17 protein-coding genes and 1 pseudogene are annotated in these 16307 nt (G+C 63.9%); 11 read left to right on the forward strand and 7 right to left on the reverse strand.

From position 1 onward, the window contains the following. Positions 1 to 71 precede the first annotated feature (71 nt). The 7 genes from QX135_RS03785 to QX135_RS03815 form a co-directional block, all read right to left on the reverse strand. Entirely contained in the window at positions 72 to 863 is a 792-nt protein-coding gene (locus QX135_RS03785) for a transporter substrate-binding domain-containing protein (protein WP_316178275.1), read from the reverse strand. Between the two features lie 180 nt (positions 864 to 1043). Beyond that, on the reverse strand, positions 1044 to 1454 hold the full coding sequence (locus QX135_RS03790) for a hypothetical protein (protein WP_316178274.1): 411 nt from the start codon (positions 1452 to 1454) through the stop codon (positions 1044 to 1046). 252 nt (positions 1455 to 1706) lie between these two features. Beyond that, the gene (locus tag QX135_RS03795; RefSeq protein ID WP_316178272.1) at positions 1707 to 2705 is read right to left on the reverse strand and encodes a hydroxyacid dehydrogenase; all 999 of its coding nucleotides are present in this window, start codon (positions 2703 to 2705) and stop codon (positions 1707 to 1709) included. A 28-nt stretch (positions 2706 to 2733) separates the two neighbouring features. Then, entirely contained in the window at positions 2734 to 3834 is a 1101-nt protein-coding gene (locus QX135_RS03800; RefSeq protein ID WP_315737943.1) for a sn-glycerol-3-phosphate ABC transporter ATP-binding protein UgpC, read from the reverse strand. Positions 3835 to 3853: 19 nt separating this feature from the next. Next, positions 3854 to 4765: a carbohydrate ABC transporter permease gene (locus tag QX135_RS03805; protein WP_315737944.1), complete on the reverse strand. Its 912-nt coding sequence runs from the start codon at positions 4763 to 4765 to the stop codon at positions 3854 to 3856. Beyond that, entirely contained in the window at positions 4765 to 5700 is a 936-nt protein-coding gene (locus QX135_RS03810) for a sugar ABC transporter permease (RefSeq protein WP_315737945.1), read from the reverse strand. Before QX135_RS03810 ends, QX135_RS03805 begins: the two co-directional genes overlap by 1 nt. A 123-nt stretch (positions 5701 to 5823) precedes the next feature. Next, positions 5824 to 7164, reverse strand: coding sequence for an ABC transporter substrate-binding protein (locus tag QX135_RS03815; protein ID WP_316178270.1), 1341 nt, complete (start codon positions 7162 to 7164; stop codon positions 5824 to 5826). A 397-nt stretch (positions 7165 to 7561) separates the two neighbouring features. On the opposite strand from QX135_RS03815, the gene QX135_RS03820 reads away from it, so the two are divergent. The 11 genes and pseudogenes from QX135_RS03820 (at position 7562) to QX135_RS03870 (ending at position 16306) form a co-directional block, all read left to right on the forward strand. Next, complete coding sequence (locus QX135_RS03820; protein WP_316178391.1) at positions 7562 to 8290, forward strand: Spy/CpxP family protein refolding chaperone; 729 nt, start codon at positions 7562 to 7564, stop codon at positions 8288 to 8290. A gap of 118 nt (positions 8291 to 8408) precedes the next feature. Continuing rightward, positions 8409 to 9098, forward strand: coding sequence for a hypothetical protein (locus tag QX135_RS03825; RefSeq protein WP_316178268.1), 690 nt, complete (start codon positions 8409 to 8411; stop codon positions 9096 to 9098). 312 nt (positions 9099 to 9410) lie between these two features. Beyond that, positions 9411 to 10559, forward strand: coding sequence for a tyrosine-type recombinase/integrase (locus tag QX135_RS03830; RefSeq protein ID WP_316178267.1), 1149 nt, complete (start codon positions 9411 to 9413; stop codon positions 10557 to 10559). Positions 10560 to 10745: 186 nt separating this feature from the next. Further along, on the forward strand, positions 10746 to 10928 hold the full coding sequence (locus QX135_RS03835; RefSeq protein WP_316178265.1) for a transcriptional regulator: 183 nt from the start codon (positions 10746 to 10748) through the stop codon (positions 10926 to 10928). 695 nt (positions 10929 to 11623) lie between these two features. Then, positions 11624 to 12148, forward strand: a pseudogene (locus tag QX135_RS32415) (AAA family ATPase); the annotation flags it as partial. Between the two features lie 1393 nt (positions 12149 to 13541). Next, the gene (locus tag QX135_RS03845; RefSeq protein ID WP_316178261.1) at positions 13542 to 13721 is read left to right on the forward strand and encodes a hypothetical protein; all 180 of its coding nucleotides are present in this window, start codon (positions 13542 to 13544) and stop codon (positions 13719 to 13721) included. A 55-nt stretch (positions 13722 to 13776) separates the two neighbouring features. Beyond that, positions 13777 to 13974: a hypothetical protein gene (locus QX135_RS03850; protein WP_316178260.1), complete on the forward strand. Its 198-nt coding sequence runs from the start codon at positions 13777 to 13779 to the stop codon at positions 13972 to 13974. Positions 13975 to 13988: 14 nt separating this feature from the next. Next, positions 13989 to 14180, forward strand: a complete 192-nt coding sequence (locus QX135_RS03855) for a hypothetical protein (protein WP_316178258.1) — start codon at positions 13989 to 13991, stop codon at positions 14178 to 14180. After that, entirely contained in the window at positions 14177 to 14518 is a 342-nt protein-coding gene (locus QX135_RS03860; RefSeq protein ID WP_316178256.1) for a hypothetical protein, read from the forward strand. The genes QX135_RS03855 and QX135_RS03860 overlap by 4 nt, the downstream gene beginning before the upstream one ends. After that, positions 14508 to 15080 carry a hypothetical protein gene (locus QX135_RS03865; RefSeq protein ID WP_316178254.1) on the forward strand — a complete coding sequence of 191 codons (573 nt, stop codon included), beginning with the start codon at positions 14508 to 14510 and terminating at the stop codon, positions 15078 to 15080. The genes QX135_RS03860 and QX135_RS03865 overlap by 11 nt, the downstream gene beginning before the upstream one ends. Before the next feature lie 2 nt (positions 15081 to 15082). After that, complete coding sequence (locus tag QX135_RS03870) at positions 15083 to 16306, forward strand: hypothetical protein (RefSeq protein ID WP_316178252.1); 1224 nt, start codon at positions 15083 to 15085, stop codon at positions 16304 to 16306. Position 16307 lies beyond the last annotated feature (1 nt).

Raw genomic sequence — 16307 nt, forward strand, 5'->3', positions numbered from 1 at the left:
CCTGCCATTCCGGCGCGCGCCCGGTTTGAAGCGATGGTTCCGACAGGAGTCGCGCGGGGCACATGCCAACGTCAATCAAACCAATTCTTGTAGATCGCCTGGTAGCTGCCGTTCTCGGTCGAGATGTGCAGCCACTGATCCACGAACGCCTTCAGGGCGACGTCGCGCTGCAGCCAGTAGGCCTTCTCGGAGAAGTCGAACGGCTTCTCCGGGTGGATGGCGCAGAGCACGCCGGGATGCAGCTTCTGCTGATAGCGCGTCTCGGAGGCATCGGTCATCATCAAGTCGGCGTCGCCCTTGGCGATCTCGTCGAAGATGGTGACGTTGTCGGTGTGGACGCGGATGTCGGCGGACTTGATGTTAGCGCGGGCGAAGCGCTCGTTGGTGCCGCCCGGGTTGACGACGACGCGGGTGCCCGGTCTGTCGATGTCGGCCAGCGTCTGGTATTTCGACGTGTCCGAGCAGCGAGCGATCGGCGTCTTGCCCTCGCGCATGATCGCGGTCGAGAAGTAGCCCTTCTTCTGGCGGTCGAGCGTGATCGACACGCCGCCCATGGCGACGTCGAACTTGTCGGCCTCGAAATCCTTCATCAGTTGCGGCCAGCTGGTCGGCACGAACTCGACCTTGACGCCGAGCGCCTTGCCGAGCGACTCGGCCATGTCGACGTCGAAGCCGGAGAATTTGCCGGTCGCCTTGTCGAGATAGGTGAAGGGCTTGTAGTCGCCGGTCATGCCGACCCGCAAGCTACCGCGCTGCATGATCTCGTCGAGGCGCGAGGCCTGCTCGGCGGCCGCCGGCACGGCAAGGCTGCAGACGAGGACGAGCCCAGTCAGGACGGACAGCGGACGATCGAAGAACCCCATGATGCGACACCTCGGCTTGAGTGGGACGAGGTTCTTCTTATACGAAGCGGTGTCGCGGGACGAGGGGCAGGGGGCGGCTGTCGTACCGTTCGGAGCGGCTTACGGCCGCCGCCGGCGGTCGAGCCTGCAGGTCCACCAGGCAATGCCGCACATCATTCAACGATGCGAGGCGACCGAGCGCTAGGTCCGGCTGGGTTCCACCGGAGCAAACGCACCATTGCCGGTCATCTCGTTCTTCAGCGCCTCGAAGCGCTCTGCCGCCTCGTGCGCACGGGTGTCGACCATGTCGATGGCGGCTTCGGCCGTCATCGGGCCGCTGCTGACGGCGATCGAGGTCGGCCCGACGGTCTCGTCGACGTAGTAGCCGTCTTCGCCGCGCCGCGCGGTCCAGCGGAAGCGGATCGCAGAGATCGGGCCGGGACCGATCTTGGTGTAGCCGTCGGCCTGATCGAACGAGACCACCGTGCCTGCGGCCTTCTTGGCGGGAGAGTTGGGAGCAGGCGCGGCCGCCCGGTCGTCACGCTTCGCAGACTCCGGCTTGTCGAGGATGCTCGCTATCGTTGCGAGCGCGTGCTCCGTCGCAACACTCATGATCGCCTCTGTTCCTACTGACGCGCGCAAACGCCGACGCCAATAGCTATAGTTGTAGCGAAATCTGGGCGAGATGCAATAATGCGTTCAAATTTGGGCAACAAAGCGGTGGATGAGGATCTCGAGGAGTGCAGGAGGACGCTCGACTCAGCCGGCCCGTTCTCCAAAAATGGATGGCCGGGACGGAGCCCGGCCATGATTATTCGTGAGAACTGAGCATGGGTCAGTCCGAGGACGGTACCAGCTCGCGACTCAGAGCACGTCCTGATTGATCACGTTCTGCCGGATCGGATCGCCGTCGAGCACACTCAGGATGTTGCGCGCGGTCTGCTCGCTCATACGGTCGACGGCCTCGCGGGTAACGCCGGCGACGTGCGGCGCCATGATCACGTTGGGTAGCGCATGCAGCGCGTGGCCGACCGGCGGCGGCTCCTGCTCGAACACGTCGAGGCCGGCGCCGGCGAGGCGGCCGGACAGCAGCGCGTCGTACAGCGCGGCCTCGTCGATCAGGCCACCGCGCGCGGTGTTGATCAGATAGGCGGAAGGCTTCATCAGCCGCAGACGCGCGGCATTGAACAGGCCGATGGTCTCCGGCGTCTTCGGGCAGTGGATGCTGACGAAATCGGCGCGCGGCAGCGCGGCGTCGAGGTCGGTCACCGGCTCGCAGCCGGCGGCGGTGATGTCGGCGGCCGGCTTGTAGGGGTCGTAGACCAGGACCTGCATCTCCATCGCCAGGCAGCGCTTGGCGGTGCGGGTGCCGATGCGGCCGAAGCCGATGATCAGCACGGTCTTGCCGTACAGATCGAACGGCAGCACACCGAGCCGCGCGCCCCAGGTGCCGTCCCTGACCATCGCATGCATCTCGTTGGCGCGCTTGGCCAGCGTCAGCATCATGAACAGCGCTTGCTCGGCGACCGACGGCGAATTCGCGGTGCCCGCGACCATCAAGGGCACCTTGTGGCGGCTCAGCGCCGGCACGTCGACCGCGTCGAAGCCGACGCCGATCCGGGTCACGACCTTCATGTCGCCGGCAGCGACGAGCTCCGGCTCGCCGAACCGGGTCGCACCGAGGGCGACGCCATGCACCGGGGCATGGGAGGTGAGCAGCGCAGAAAAGTCCGCCGCCGAGATCATGTTGGGGAACTCGATCATCTCGACGTCGTCGCGCGCCGCGAGCAGCGCGCGTCCCTTGGCCGAGAAGGATTCCGTGACGAGGATCTTGTTCTTGTTGGTTGCCGTCCTGGTGGTCATATCCTGCCCTTGAAGCTTCTTGTGCTCGTCAGATCACGAGCCCGGTCGCCTCGTTTAGCAGGTGCATGTTGTTGAGGTCCATTGCCATGCGCAGAGGGCTGCCATCCCGCGCGCCGGCGTTGGGGTTCACCCGCCCGCAGACCGGCGTCTCGTTGAGGGTGAAGTAGACCAGCGTCTCCATGCCCATCGGCTCGGTGACGTCGAGCAGCGCCTCGAACGGCTCAATCCCAGGCTCCGCATGCGGCTTGGTCTCGGTGATGTGCTCCGGCCTGATGCCGAGCAGCAGCGGCTCATTTCGTGACACGGATTGATAGCGCGCGGCGCGCGCCGGCGGCAGCGGAAAGGCGATGCGGTCGGTGAGGCGGATGTGGAGCCGGCCATTGGCCTCCTCGAGCCGGCACGGCACGAAGTTCATCGCGGGCGAGCCGATGAAGCCGGCGACGAAGCGTGTCGCTGGATTGTGGTACAGCTCGTTCGGCGTGCCGATCTGCTCGATGCGGCCCTTGTTCATGACCACGACACGGTCGGCCAGGGTCATCGCCTCGACCTGGTCGTGGGTGACGTAGACCGTCGTGGTGCGGACCTTCTGGTGCACCTTCTTGATCTCGATGCGCATCTGCACGCGCAGCTTGGCGTCGAGGTTTGACAGCGGCTCGTCGAACAGGAAGACCTTGGGATTGCGCACGATCGCGCGGCCCATCGCCACGCGCTGGCGCTGGCCGCCGGAGAGCTGCTTGGGCTTGCGGTCGACGAGGTCGGCGATATCCAGCATGCGCGCGGCCTCCGCCACGCGGCTCTTGATCTCGGCCTTCGGATAGTGCTTCAGACGCAGCCCGAACGACATGTTCTCGGCCACCGTCATGTGCGGGTAGAGCGCGTAGTTCTGGAACACCATCGCGATGTCGCGGTCCTTCGGGGGGACGTCGTTGACGACGTCGCCGCCGATGGTGATGTCTCCGTCGGAGATGTCCTCGAGCCCTGCGATCATCCGCAATGTCGTCGACTTGCCGCAGCCGGACGGGCCGACCAGCACGACGAACTCGTGGTCGGCGATATCGAGATCGATGCCCCTGACCGCCTCGACGTCGTCATAACGCTTCACGACCTTGCGCAAGCTCACTTCAGCCATGTGTGGTCAACCCCCGTCATCAGCCCTTGGTCGCGCCGGCCGTGAGTCCGGCAATGTAATAATCCATCAGGAACGCGTAGATGATCAGCGGCGGCGCCGCGCCAAGCAGCGCGCCGGTCATGATCTGTCCCCAGTTGAAGACGTCGCCCTTGATCAGGCTCGTGACGATGCCGACCGGCAGCACCAGTTGGTCGGTCGAGGTCGTGAACACCAGCGGATACAGGAACTGCGCCCAGGAGACGGTGAAGGCAAAGATCGTCGCGGCGATCAGGCCGGGCAGGGCGACGGGAATGAAGATCCGCGTCAGCGTCTGCAGCCAGGAGGCGCCGTCGATGATGGCGGCTTCGTCGAGCTCCTTCGGGATCGACGCGAAATAGCCGATCATGATCCAGGTGCAGAACGGCACCGTCAGCGTCGGATAGATGAACAGCAGCACGTACCAGCGGTTGATCAATTGGATGCCCGTGACGTCGCCGATCAGCGCGAACATCTTGAACAGCGGAATGAACAACAGGCTGTCCGGAATCAGGTAAGTCAGGAACACGCCGGTCGCGAGCGTGGCCGAGCCCCAGAATTTCATCCGCGACAGCGCGAACGCCGCGGGGATGCTGATCAGCATGGTGATGATCACGACGACGATCGAGACCATGGCCGAGTTGAAGAAGAAGCGCATGAACTGGTTCGAGGTCAGCAGCTCGAGATAGTTCTCCAGCGTCGGGTGGAACACCCACCACGGATTGGTCGCCGCGGAGATCTCCGCGCTGCCCTTCAGCGAGGTGATCAGCATGTAGAGCGGCGGCACCAGCGAGAAGATCGCGAACAGCGTCAGGAAGAAATACGACCAGCGCAGCGCCCAGGCGCGGTCGCGGCTCATCGAGCCGTATTTGACATTGCGGGTCGGGCCGGCCTTGTCGATCGTGACGGTGCTCATCAGGATTCGTTCCCCCGCTTGTTGACGTCGCGCAGGATGAAGATGGCGGCCACCGCCAGGATCGGCACCATGAACAGCGAGACGCTGGCGCCGAGCGGAATGTCACTGCCCTCGATGCCGACGCGGAACGCCCAGGTCGCGAAGATGTGCGTCTTGTCGAGCGGGCCGCCGGCGGTGAGGATGCGGACGATGTCGAAATTGGCGAACGTTACGATCAGCGAGAACAGCGTCGTGATGGCGATGATGTTGCGCATCATCGGCAGCGTCACGTACCAGATGCGTTGCCACCAATTGGCGCCGTCGATCGCCGCGGCTTCATAGAGCTGCTCGGGAACCGATTTCAGCGATGCCAGGTACATGATCATGAAGAACGGCGCGCCGTACCAGATGTTGACCAGGATCACCGAGAATCGCGCCCAGGCGGCATCGCCGGTCCACGGGATCGGGCCGATGCCGAAGAAGGCGAGCGTGTAGTTGAAGGCGCTGTAGGACGGGTCGAACAGCCACAGCCAGGCCAGCGTGCTCATCGCCGGCGGGATCACCCAGGGTACCAGCAGCATGCCGCGCCATTTGCGCTGCCCCTTGGCGGGGATGTTGTGCACGAAATGCGCGACGATGAAGCCGATCAGCGCCTTGAACACGACGGCGGTGATCGCGAAGATGCAGGACTGCTTGACGACCAGCCAGAACGTGTCGCGCTTGAACAGGAACTCGAAATTGCCGAAACCGACGAAGCGCTGCATCGACTTGTTCAGCGTCGCCAGATGCACCGAATACAGGGCGGGATAGACGACGAGGAGCACGATCAGCAGGATCAGCGGCAGCGTCATCAGGAAAGCGGCGGTCGATTTCCGCTTCAACGCCCTGTGCAGACCATTGCGGCGGGCCGCGCGAGGGCGGGCGACGGCGTTTTCACCGATGGCGGCATCAACCATGAAAAAAGGCTCCTCGTGATGTCCCCCGCGACGGCGGGGTCCTCACTGGATGGGGAACACTGACAAGGTGAAAGGAGGCGGCCCGCCTGCTGAAGCGGACCGCCGGCGTTGCTTCAACATGCCTCAGCTGCGCATGAAGCCTTCGCACTCGCCTTCGGCCCAGGCGAGGGTCGATTCCATCTTCTCGCCCTGGGCGTAGCGCAGGCACATCTTGGTCATCGTTGCCTGCGCATAGATCTGCTGCGCGATCTTGGGCGGAGCAGGGGAGGCTGCGATCGACAGCGTCTGGTGATTATAGGGGTTGGGATAGTGATAGAGCGTCCCCTTCGGCGGGCCCTCCTCCTGCCACACCTTGAGCGTCGTCAGCTTCTGATAGGCCGGCAGATCGTAGCCGCCGCTCGCCACCACCATCTTCTCGATCGATGACGGCTTCGACAAGTGCACGATCAGGCTCTTGGCCGCCTCCTTGTTCTTGGAGAACGACCAGATGCTCCAGAAGTAGGGCAGGAACGGCGCGAAGCGGCCCTTGGGGCCGACCGGGAAGCCGTGGGTCCAGCACTGCTCGGCAATCTGCGGCGCGTCGCGCTTGGCCACCGCCCAGGCGCTCGGCGGATTCATGATCATCGCGCCCTTGCCCGAGACCAGCCATTTGTTGTTCGATGCGTCGTCCCATGAGGCGACATCCGGCGGCAGTGCCGCGATCAGCCGCTTGTAGAACTCGAGCGCCTGGCGCACGGCATCCGTCTTCACCGTGACATCGCCCTTGGCATTCACCAGCTCGGCGCCATACGCCTGGAAGAACGCGCCGGCGGAGTCCACGCTATCGGTGGTTTCGCCAAGCCCGATGCCGAACGGCACGCCAGCCTTCTGGCAGGCCTCCGCCGCTTTCAGGAAGGTCTCTGTGGTCCAGCTGTCGGCCTTCGGTGGAGAGCCGGCCGGATACAGCTCCTGCACGTCGATGCCCGCATGCTTCTTCATGAGATCGATGCGGGTGCAGGGGCCCTTGATCTGACTGCCGACGCAGGCCGGCACGGCGAGCCATTTGCTGCCGGACTGTCCGAGATATTTGACGGTGCCGTTGACCTCGCCATTCTCCTGGATGATCGGCCCCATGATGTCGTTGACCGGCTCCAGCAGTTCGGCATGCGCATGCGGCCACCAGGTCGGCATGGCGATCAGATCGTGGCCGGACTTCGCGGCGCCCTCGGCGGCGATCGTCAGCTCGATCTTCTTGCCCTGGCTGGTGATGTAGTCGATCTGGACCTCGACCTTCTCCTTGGCGGCCCACTCGTTGACGAGATCGGTCGAGGCCTGGTTGGCGCCCGGAACCCAATGGTCCCAGAAGCCTATCGAGAGCTTGCCGGCGGCGTAGGCACCGCGCACATAGGGCGCGGCAATCATGACCGCCGAGGTGGCAGCGGTCGCAGCAACGAATTGTCGACGGTTCAGCTTCCTCCGTGACATGGCGTTCCCTCCCTGGTGAGCCAAGCATTCTGTCAATGCGAATCCGATTTGTTAGTTGTTGCGTCGCGTCATGCGCGCATGGATTTCGCTTGGGTGCAATCAGAGCAGAATTGCGAGCGGCTGTCGAGAAAGCAGGTGAGGCGAATCCTTGAACTAATGGCGGGCACAATTCGTCGCAGGTCCGTAACTGATTGCATCGCAGCGCTGAGCGCTGCAGTGCAAGGCGCGTCCCCGGCAGAGCAGGAATCAGTCTAGCCGAACGCGTTCGATGCATCGCACTGCATGCGGCCGATGGACTTGCGCGTTGCGGCAACGATAGAATTCGTTGGAATCATGGCCGTCACGACCAGCGACTGCGCGCGACGGTCGGACGTGTTGCACGGAGCCTGAACTGATGATGACGAGCCCCGCCGGCATTTGGCGCCGGTCTCTCCGGTGCATCGCAATAGGAGTGTCAATAGGCCTCATCGGCCTCGCGGGCCTGCCGCGTCAGCTTGGCGCGCAGGGCCTGTTCAAGGGCGTCGAGCAGGGCGCGCGCGAAGGCAACAAGGCGGCGGGGCCGGTCGGCGGTGTGCTCGGCGGCGCGATCGGCGGTGTCGTCGGCGTGGTCACCGGCGTGACCGGGGCGTTCACCGGCAACAGCGGCCAGCAGAGTACGCAGCCCGAGGCACCGCCGGCCGAGGGCAGGAAGGCGAAGCCTTCCAAGGCGACGAAGACGAGCAAGGTCGCCAAGGCGACGCCGATGTTGACGCAGCCGGGCGTCCCGCAACTCACGGCCGAACAGATCGTCGCCAACAGCGACAGCAATATCGAGCGCCTGAAGACCGGGCTGAACCTGACGGAAGAGCAGGCGAAGAACTGGGGTCCATTCGCCGACGCGATGCACGCGCTCGGCCGCAACGGCGCGGATCGACTCGAGCTGCGCATCGCGCGGTCGAAGCGCGATCCGCCGGATGACATCGTCGAGCAGATGCGCAACGAGGCTCAGTTCCTGGTCGATCGTGCCGCCGACCAGCGCGCGGTGGCCGACACGTCGGAACCGCTGTTCACCAGCCTCGACGACAAGCAGAAGCAGATCTTCATCGACGAGATGGTGCGCCTGAGTCGCGAGCGCGGACTGGACTAGCTCAGCTGGCGTCGTCGGGGCTGCGCCCGTTGGCAGCAGTGGCGCCTGCGGCATGCCGTGACGCATGACCACCGCGGTCGCGCTGGGTCACGGTACAATAATACCCTAAGAATGGCAATTGGTCGCGTTGACCGGCATGGACCGGGCGGCGTGCATCGCAAGCCTGGTGGAGAATGCCGAGCTGTCGCCGCAGAACCACGTCTACTACGCCGATTCGCCGGCCGCGCAGCGCAAGCGTCCGACCGCTTTCCACTTCGGAGAGATGTCGAGGCAGCAATGGATGGATCTGTCGCTGGCCGACAAGTTCGGCTGGTACTACGACAAGACCCACGCCTTGATCGAACGCTACAAGAGCCTGTTCCCGAACACGCTCTCCGTCGATACCGAGGACCTCAACGCGGACAGCGTGCGCCTCGCGCTGGCCCAAGCGGCCGGCAGTGCCGAGGCGCCGCGAGCCTTCCACGTCAACCGGTTCGTCGATCTGCGCCACGTGCCACCCGATCGCCGCAGCTTCGTGCAGCGGTTGCTCGGCCAGCTCGATGTCCAGAAGCTCGCCCATGACGACCTGTACGGGCTGCGGCAGGTGCTCAACGAGATGATCTATCATCTCTCGCATTTTCCCGACGCGGCACCGGGCGCGCTGGATGAGCTGCGTTGGACGCTCAGCGAGATGCACGGCCTTCTCGACAACCGCATCCGCGACGTTCGCGAACTGATGGAGCGGGTCGGCGTGCCCCCCGAGACCGCCGGCGCCGTGAACGGCCACCGCGCGCCGCAGGCAAGCCATGGGGCGCACCCTGGTCGTTGACCGGGCGCGCGGCTCTGAGCAGGGGGGCTGCGGGCGCGCTCGCCAGCGCTGTGCGCGGCCAGCCGATCCATCGGATCGGGGATCAGCGGCAAGTTCGGGGACGTGGAATTCGAGGACACGTGGAAGGAGACTTGGCGGAAGGGGTGTCCCCCTAACGTCGGTCCGTGAAGGTTCGGCACACTACCGGACGGTCCAAACATTCTCGGTATATCAATGGCTTAGGACAATTTAGAGTCCGGCACGCTATCGCACGCTATCGCATAATCCCATGTACGTGCTAGGGCACGTGTTGGGGCAGAGGGATAGCGGCGCATGGCGAGAAGCATCAATCGACTGAGCGCACGAGGATTGCCCGGTATCGTGAAGCCGGGCCGGCATGCCGACGGCGGCGGCTTGTATTTGTCCATCTCTCCGAACGGCGGTCGGCGCTGGACCTTCCTTTTCCGATGGCGTGGCAAACCGACAGAGATCGGTTTCGGGAGCGCTCGAGACGTGTCGCTGGCACGCGCGCGGGAGTTGGCGACGGCCGCACGGGCGGCGCTCGCCGAGGGTCTGGATCCGCGATCGGTGCGCAAGACCGCGGGTGCAACATTCGGAAAGGTTGCCGAGGCGGTTGTGACGAGCATGGCGCCGAGCTGGCGCAACGAGAAGCACGCCGCGCAATGGAAAATGACGCTCCTGGGAAAGGCGCCCGACGGCGAGCCGACCGAGATGGACTATTGCGCCTCGCTGCGACCGCTCGACGTGGCGACAATCAGCGTGCACGACGTGCTGGCGGTCCTGCAGCCTATCTGGCGGACCAAACCCGAGACGGCGAGCCGGCTGCGCGGCCGGATTGAACGGGTGCTGGACGCCGCGCGGGCGAAGGATCTGCGATCGGGAGAGAACCCGGCGCGATGGCGAGGGCACCTTGACCAGCTATTGCCGCGACGGGAGCGGCTGACCCGCGGACACCATCGGGCGATGCCCTACGCGGCCGTGCCGGCATTCGTGAAGCAGTTGCGGGAGCGGCAGGCAATGGCGGCCCTGGCCCTGGAATTCACCATCTTGACGGCCGCACGGAGCGGCGAGGTGCTCGGCGCTGAACCTGGCGAGTTTGATTCGGAGGCGAAGGTCTGGACAGTGCCGGCGGGGAGGATGAAAGCGGGGCGGGAGCATCGGGTGCCGCTGTCCGATCGCGCGTCGCAGATCGTGGCGGAGGTCGGAGGTCGATTCGATCTGTCGTCGATGGCAATGGCGATGCTGCTGCGCAGGATGGACGCCGACGCGACGGTTCACGGGTTCCGTAGCAGCTTTCGTGATTGGGCCGGCAACGAGACGCACTTTCCGCGGGACGTGTGCGAAGCGGCCTTGGCGCACACAATCGAGGACGCGACGGAAGCGGCTTATCGGCGAAGCGATGCCCTGGAAAAGCGCCGCGGGCTTATGATCGCGTGGGCTGAATACTGTTGCGCACCGTGACGAACTATTAACTAGTTGCGCGCACCGTAATCATATTGCGAGCGCTCAAACCGCTCGCCGCGAGCCTCGAATAGACGCCGCGCCAGACCTTACAGCCGCTCAGACCGGCACCAATCCCCAAATTCTGAACAGTTTTGCGAACCGCGTTTTGCTGCGCGTTCGCATGCAATTGGAAGGTCGCACGCTATGAAATCCATCTCCATCAACGAATTCTGCGTCAACCACGGTATCTCCCGGACGCTGTATTTCAAGCTTCAGGAACAGGGTATGGGGCCGCGCACCATGAAGCTCGGCAAGCGCGTACTCATCACCGAACAGGCCGTTGCCGACTGGATCGCGACGCACGAGAAGCAGAAGAAAGCCGCCTGAACGCAAACCGCCCCTGCACGGGTCATGCAGAGGCGGTCGAAATGCGTACTCGGTGATTGGAGAATTGCCTGTATGACACATTTCGACAGCGGACGCAATATGGTTGTGCACGGGGCTCCAACTGGAGTTCCCCAATGTCTATTTCGACCAAACGAAAGTACCGCGTTCCTGTTGAGGATCGCATCGGACCGCCTCGGGTCGCCCTGACGTCGGTCGAGCGGCGCTTTGGCGAATATCTGCACGATCGCGGGCTCGACTGCAGCCCGGAAGAACTGGCGGGCCGGAAGCATCAGCGCGCCGAGGATGCCAAGTTCCGCGAGGATATGCGACGGGTCCATCGTTGGATGGATCTGTCGCCAGCGTCCAAGGAGAAGCTTGCAGCGCGCCAAGCAGAGCGGGATGACGCCGAGCACGAGGCATGGCTCGCGGCCGGCGCTCCCAACTCGCTTGATGATCTGATCGAGAAGCGCGCGGCGTCCCGCGTCGTTGCCGAATCGGAGTGGGACGAAATCCGCAAACAGCTCGTGAATCTCACGGACGACGATGAGGACATGACCGACGAGCAGGTTTCCGCTCACGAGGCGCGTGTCGCCGCGTGGCACAAGAAGCACGATCACCTCTACCCGAAAAAGGTTACGCCCGTGAGCAACGTTGTCCGCCTTCCTGTTCCGCCGATGGTCGCCCCTGCCGCGCCGATGCCCGACCTGATCATCTCGTCTGCGGACTTTGTAAAAGGATTTGTTCCGCCCGAATACCTGATCGACGGCATGATACAGCGGCGCTACTTCTACAGCATGACCGCGCAAACGGGCGTCGGAAAGACGGCAATTGCAATGCGCTGGGCTGCTCACGTCATCACCGGCGCGAAGCTCGGGACCGCCGAGGTGGAAAAGGGGACGGTCCTGTATTTGGCCGGCGAGAACCCGACCGACGTACAGGCGAGGTGGCTCGGGCTTTCCTTGTCGATGGACATCGACCCCGCGACGGCCGACATTCACTTTCTGGTCGGAGCAATGAACATCGGCGAGGTGGCGGGCCGGATCGTGGCGGAGGTGCAAAAGAAGCAGTTGAGCCTCGCTATGGTCGTGGTCGACACGGCCGCGGCCTATAACTTTGGCGACGACGAGAACAATAACGCGCAGATGGGCGCCTATGCTCGGCAGTTGCGGACGCTGACGAATCTTCCCGGCGGGCCGTGCGTCATCGTATTGGCTCACCCGACCAAACGCGCCAACAGCGACGACCTGATGCCGCGCGGCGGCGGCGCCTTCATCGCGGAGGTTGACGGCAATCTGGCCGTCATCAGGGAAAACGGCGTTCTGACCGTATGCCCACAAATCAAGTTCCGCGGCTCGCAGGACTGGAAATGCAAATACGAATTGAATGTCGTTCGGGACCACCCGATCTTGCGCGACGTGAAGGGGCGGGCGATTCCGACGGTTGTTGCGCGGCCCGTGTCGGAAGGCGCAGCCGAGGTCATGGAGAAGCGCGCCGACGCGGATATGGAACTGCTACTTGATGCCGTGCACCGCATGCCGAGCGCCACGCCGACGGATCTGGCGCGCGCCCTGAACTGGACGTTCGGCGCGAGGGCGGAGCCCAATAGCAACCGCGTCAAGCGGAACCTTACTCGTCTCGCAAGCGATAAGCTGGTGAAGGAAACGCTGGGTAAGTGGCGCGTCACCGAGGCGGGACAGAAGGAATTGAACGCGATCGAGCTGGCGCGGACAAATCGGCCGCTTCCGCCGATGCCGTCAGGGGTTCATTTTCCAGGTGTACCCCTGACATCCTGACGGCTGACACCCTATGGGATATGGCTGTCAGGAAAAACCGTCAGTAGGGGCCTAAGGGCCCCACTAACTGACAACGGTGTTCTGACAGCCGTGGAAATAGCTAGTACGTTGAAACCGTGCATGTTTTAGCGATTTTCTGACAGGCTGACAGGCCGTTTCTGACGCGTCAGTTTTCTGTCAGTTTGCCGCTGATTTTTCGATCGAAACTGACAGGCCGCTTTTGACCCTGTCAGGAACGTAGGGCGGAACAGCGCCGCAATATTTTAGTGCGATTTAGTGCGGACCGATGTACCGCGTAACTAATAGGTTTAGACCGCCTGATCCGCCGCACCGCGTAACTAATAGGTTTAAGATGCTCGCGTGGGCGATGCGGCCGACGACGACAAGCGGGCGCAGCCCGCGCTCTTACTCCCTGGAAAATGCAACATCCCGAAACATTGTGAACGTTCACGAAGCTTTCATTTCCTTCGTGCACTGTGCTTGTCAGACGTCTTCTGCCCGGAAGACTCATCAGGGTCCGCTGCAATGGACCTGAGCGAAGAAGCCTGAGCCGGCCAGCTTAGGAAGCCTCGCGCGGTGTGTCGGATGGGCTTTGCAGAGCTAGTGCAGATAGACGAATAGCGCGTCTCAGACGCCCGCGCGGTCAGCGTTCACCGAGAGAACGCCGGACAGCCTCATAAGCTCCGAATGCCCGGCACGCCCCTGGCGTTGCGCCTTACAGCCGATTCAGACCGGCACCCCCTCCAATACGATCACGACACCATCCCTTTCAGCGCTGGCGCGCCTCATCCGCGCGCCGCGCTACCAAAGGAATCCGCACATGTCGACCAACCTCGTATATTTCCCCGATGCCCGAGCGCTGCTTGGGATCGGAGACAATGCCACGCTGAAGAAGCTGCTGCGCGCTCATGGCGTGAAGTGGATTGCGTTCAACTCGCGGCGCCTGGCTGTCCGTCGAGCCGATCTCGACCTTCTGCTGACACTCGCCGAGGCCGCATAACATGGCAACGGCACCTCATACGTTCAAGCATATGTCAGGCGGCAAGGCGACCGCGTTGGCGACGCATATCGACGCCGCGCAGCCGAGCGCTGATCTGCTCTGCCGTTCGGGCTTTCCCGGTCCCGTGGCGGTCGAGCTGGCCCGCCTGATCAAGCTCGGCGCGCCGTGCATTGAGAATTTGCGTCAGATGGGCTGGAGCAGCAGCGACGCGGTTGCGACGAGTGCGGCTATCGTCGCGAGGGGCGCGCACTGATGAGCCGGCGCCCGATGAAGGACGATTTCCCAGGCAAGGCGACTGCGCCGGCATTGGTTGCCGGTCTTATGGCGAGCGACAAAGAACTCAATCGCGAAACCGTATGGGGCCGCTCGGACGTGATCCGGACTGCGTGCGGCGATTTGCTGGCGCGGCTCAACTTCTTCCATGGCGACGACACCGCCGAGCGCGAGGTGACGCCGTGAGTGTCCGCGACAGCATTCGGCGCGCAGCCCGCAAGGTCGACACCGCCACCAATGGTGATGCGTCGATGGCGCTGGATCTGCGGCACCAGGCCGAGCTGGCCAAGATCGAGTTTGAAGGCACGAAACGGCGCTTGGCCAACAAGCAAGCGGCGCACGAGGCGGCAATCGCAGCGGAACAGCGAGTGCTGACGTCCTACAGGAAACAAGCGGCGCTCCATGCAGCGATCCAAAAACGTGAAGCTGCAAGGCGTGCTGCGCTGAGCGAGATGGAGCACGCCAAGCATCAGAGAGAACTGGCGAGCATAGCTGCGGGGATGGGTCTGCGTCATGGCTGCTGAATTCGGAGAGCTGAAGGCACCGGCCGCCGCAGAGTTGTCGCGTCAAATCGATGCGATGGATCCGAATGTCTCGAGCCTAGCCGGGCAGGGCTTCGGCTGGGCGCTGGCAAAATATCTCGGCGAGATCATCGCCAGCGGCGAACCGGACATCGGCGCGCTTCGTGCTTTCGGCGTCGATGCAAAGGCCGCAATCGGTATCTGCACGGCAATTGCCAGTCGCCATACCAAGGTCAAGGCGCACTTGGCGTCACTGCCGGCACCGGAGCAGCCGACCCTGAACCTTGCCGCATATAGGCCGCCCCTGTCGGCGACAGAGAAGCCCGCATCGCCGCGCTCGGTGCTCGTTGCGCCAGACGTGGCGATCCGTGCTCTCCCTGTCGAGGCGGCACCGGCCGCTCCAGATGAGCCGCTGTATGCCGCGCAGGCGATGCACATGCTTCATACGCTGGCGGAAAGCTTGCGGCTTGAGCGGGCCTGCCCGACCGAGTTGCACCGCGACGGCTGGTCGGAGAGCACGGCGGAAGAATTGGCGCGCGTTATCAACACTTCGAGGAGCATCTAACTATGACTGTCCTTTCACCCGCGCAGATCGTCGGCACCATGCCGCTCCTGCCGCTTGCGCCGTCCAGCGGCCCGAGCAGCGGTGTCGGCCTTGGTGGTGCGATCCGCGAGACCTGGGAACGCCGCGCCGAGGTGCGGGTCAAGACCGCCGCCGAGCGCAAGGCGGCGCTGCGCAAGGCCGCTGCGGCCGTCGAGGCGCGGGCGCAGACGAAGCAAGAGCGTCTGGCGAACAACGAGCGCCAGTTGGTCCGCACCGTGGGCAGCAACCTGGAACGCCGCTGGACGCATTCCACCGTGGCGAGCGCCATGGAGAAGGTTGCAGCCGATCATCCCGACGTCAATTTGGACACTGCCGAGGTTCGCGAGGCGATTGCCAAGCTTCGGCACTATCATCCGCGCTTCACGATTGGCGAGATCGTCGAGCGTGCGGCGGCGTGGGACAGGGCGTTTAAGGAGGATCCCATCGGCGCCCGTGAGTTGATGCTGGAGGACTTGGTTCGTTTGCCGCTGGAGAGCTTCCGGCCGTACGAGGCGGAGAAGCGCGCCGAGGGCATGCGTGGCACCGTCCAGCGGGCTCGGCAGCGGCACGAGGACGCGGAATCGCTCAAGGATGCGGTCAAGACGTACGGCGCGAACCTGCCGCATCTGCTGATGCAGTTGCAGCGCTGGGACCAATCCCTTCGGGAAGACCCGCACAACGCGTCCGCGCGCCTAGCCGCGTCGACCGGCGCACCGGTCAGTGTGCGTCAGGTGCAGGAATACGGCGCCAAGCTGGAGCGGCAGGCGGCGTATCAGCAGCGTTTCGACAACATGATGCACGGTTTGGCGCTGGCTATTGATCACGGTCACATTCCCGGCGACGAAGATACGTTGCAGGAGATGGCCGCAATCATGGCGCTTCCCACCTTCCAGCACAATCGGACCGACGCGCTCGATACCCTGAAGCGGGCCGCTGCAATCGCGCGGCATCCGCAGTACAAGCGCCTGACCGGCAAGCAGGCTGCACCGGTCGTCGAGAAGCCGAGCGATGCTGGACAAAGGAGCATCGGCGGCGCTCCGGGACATGGTCAAGGCGAGAACGCATTCGATGACCGGCGCGGCCAGCGCTCGACCCGAGATGCAATCCGCGAGGCCGCGGAGCCCGGATCGTCGAGCAGGCACCGGCCGCGGCGCGATTCGATTCGCACCGTGCGGGAAGCGCTCGCCAGTGCACAGGGGGCTATCTGAT

It is taken from the genome of Bradyrhizobium sp. SZCCHNR1098, from assembly GCF_032489375.1.
Classification (GTDB): domain Bacteria; phylum Pseudomonadota; class Alphaproteobacteria; order Rhizobiales; family Xanthobacteraceae; genus Bradyrhizobium.

What these genes read in the sequence shown, in the direction of transcription:
- QX135_RS03785 (WP_316178275.1), bottom strand. Translation starts at nt 863, where the DNA reads ATGGGGTTCTTCGATCGTCCGCTGTCCGTCCTGACTGGGCTCGTCCTC.
- QX135_RS03790 (WP_316178274.1), bottom strand. Translation starts at nt 1,454, where the DNA reads ATGAGTGTTGCGACGGAGCACGCGCTCGCAACGATAGCGAGCATCCTC.
- QX135_RS03795 (WP_316178272.1), bottom strand. Translation starts at nt 2,705, where the DNA reads ATGACCACCAGGACGGCAACCAACAAGAACAAGATCCTCGTCACGGAA.
- QX135_RS03800 (WP_315737943.1), bottom strand. Translation starts at nt 3,834, where the DNA reads ATGGCTGAAGTGAGCTTGCGCAAGGTCGTGAAGCGTTATGACGACGTC.
- QX135_RS03805 (WP_315737944.1), bottom strand. Translation starts at nt 4,765, where the DNA reads ATGAGCACCGTCACGATCGACAAGGCCGGCCCGACCCGCAATGTCAAA.
- QX135_RS03810 (WP_315737945.1), bottom strand. Translation starts at nt 5,700, where the DNA reads ATGGTTGATGCCGCCATCGGTGAAAACGCCGTCGCCCGCCCTCGCGCG.
- QX135_RS03815 (WP_316178270.1), bottom strand. Translation starts at nt 7,164, where the DNA reads ATGTCACGGAGGAAGCTGAACCGTCGACAATTCGTTGCTGCGACCGCT.
- QX135_RS03820 (WP_316178391.1), top strand. Translation starts at nt 7,562, where the DNA reads ATGACGAGCCCCGCCGGCATTTGGCGCCGGTCTCTCCGGTGCATCGCA.
- QX135_RS03830 (WP_316178267.1), top strand. Translation starts at nt 9,411, where the DNA reads ATGGCGAGAAGCATCAATCGACTGAGCGCACGAGGATTGCCCGGTATC.
- QX135_RS03835 (WP_316178265.1), top strand. Translation starts at nt 10,746, where the DNA reads ATGAAATCCATCTCCATCAACGAATTCTGCGTCAACCACGGTATCTCC.
- QX135_RS03845 (WP_316178261.1), top strand. Translation starts at nt 13,542, where the DNA reads ATGTCGACCAACCTCGTATATTTCCCCGATGCCCGAGCGCTGCTTGGG.
- QX135_RS03855 (WP_316178258.1), top strand. Translation starts at nt 13,989, where the DNA reads ATGAAGGACGATTTCCCAGGCAAGGCGACTGCGCCGGCATTGGTTGCC.
- QX135_RS03865 (WP_316178254.1), top strand. Translation starts at nt 14,508, where the DNA reads ATGGCTGCTGAATTCGGAGAGCTGAAGGCACCGGCCGCCGCAGAGTTG.
- QX135_RS03870 (WP_316178252.1), top strand. Translation starts at nt 15,083, where the DNA reads ATGACTGTCCTTTCACCCGCGCAGATCGTCGGCACCATGCCGCTCCTG.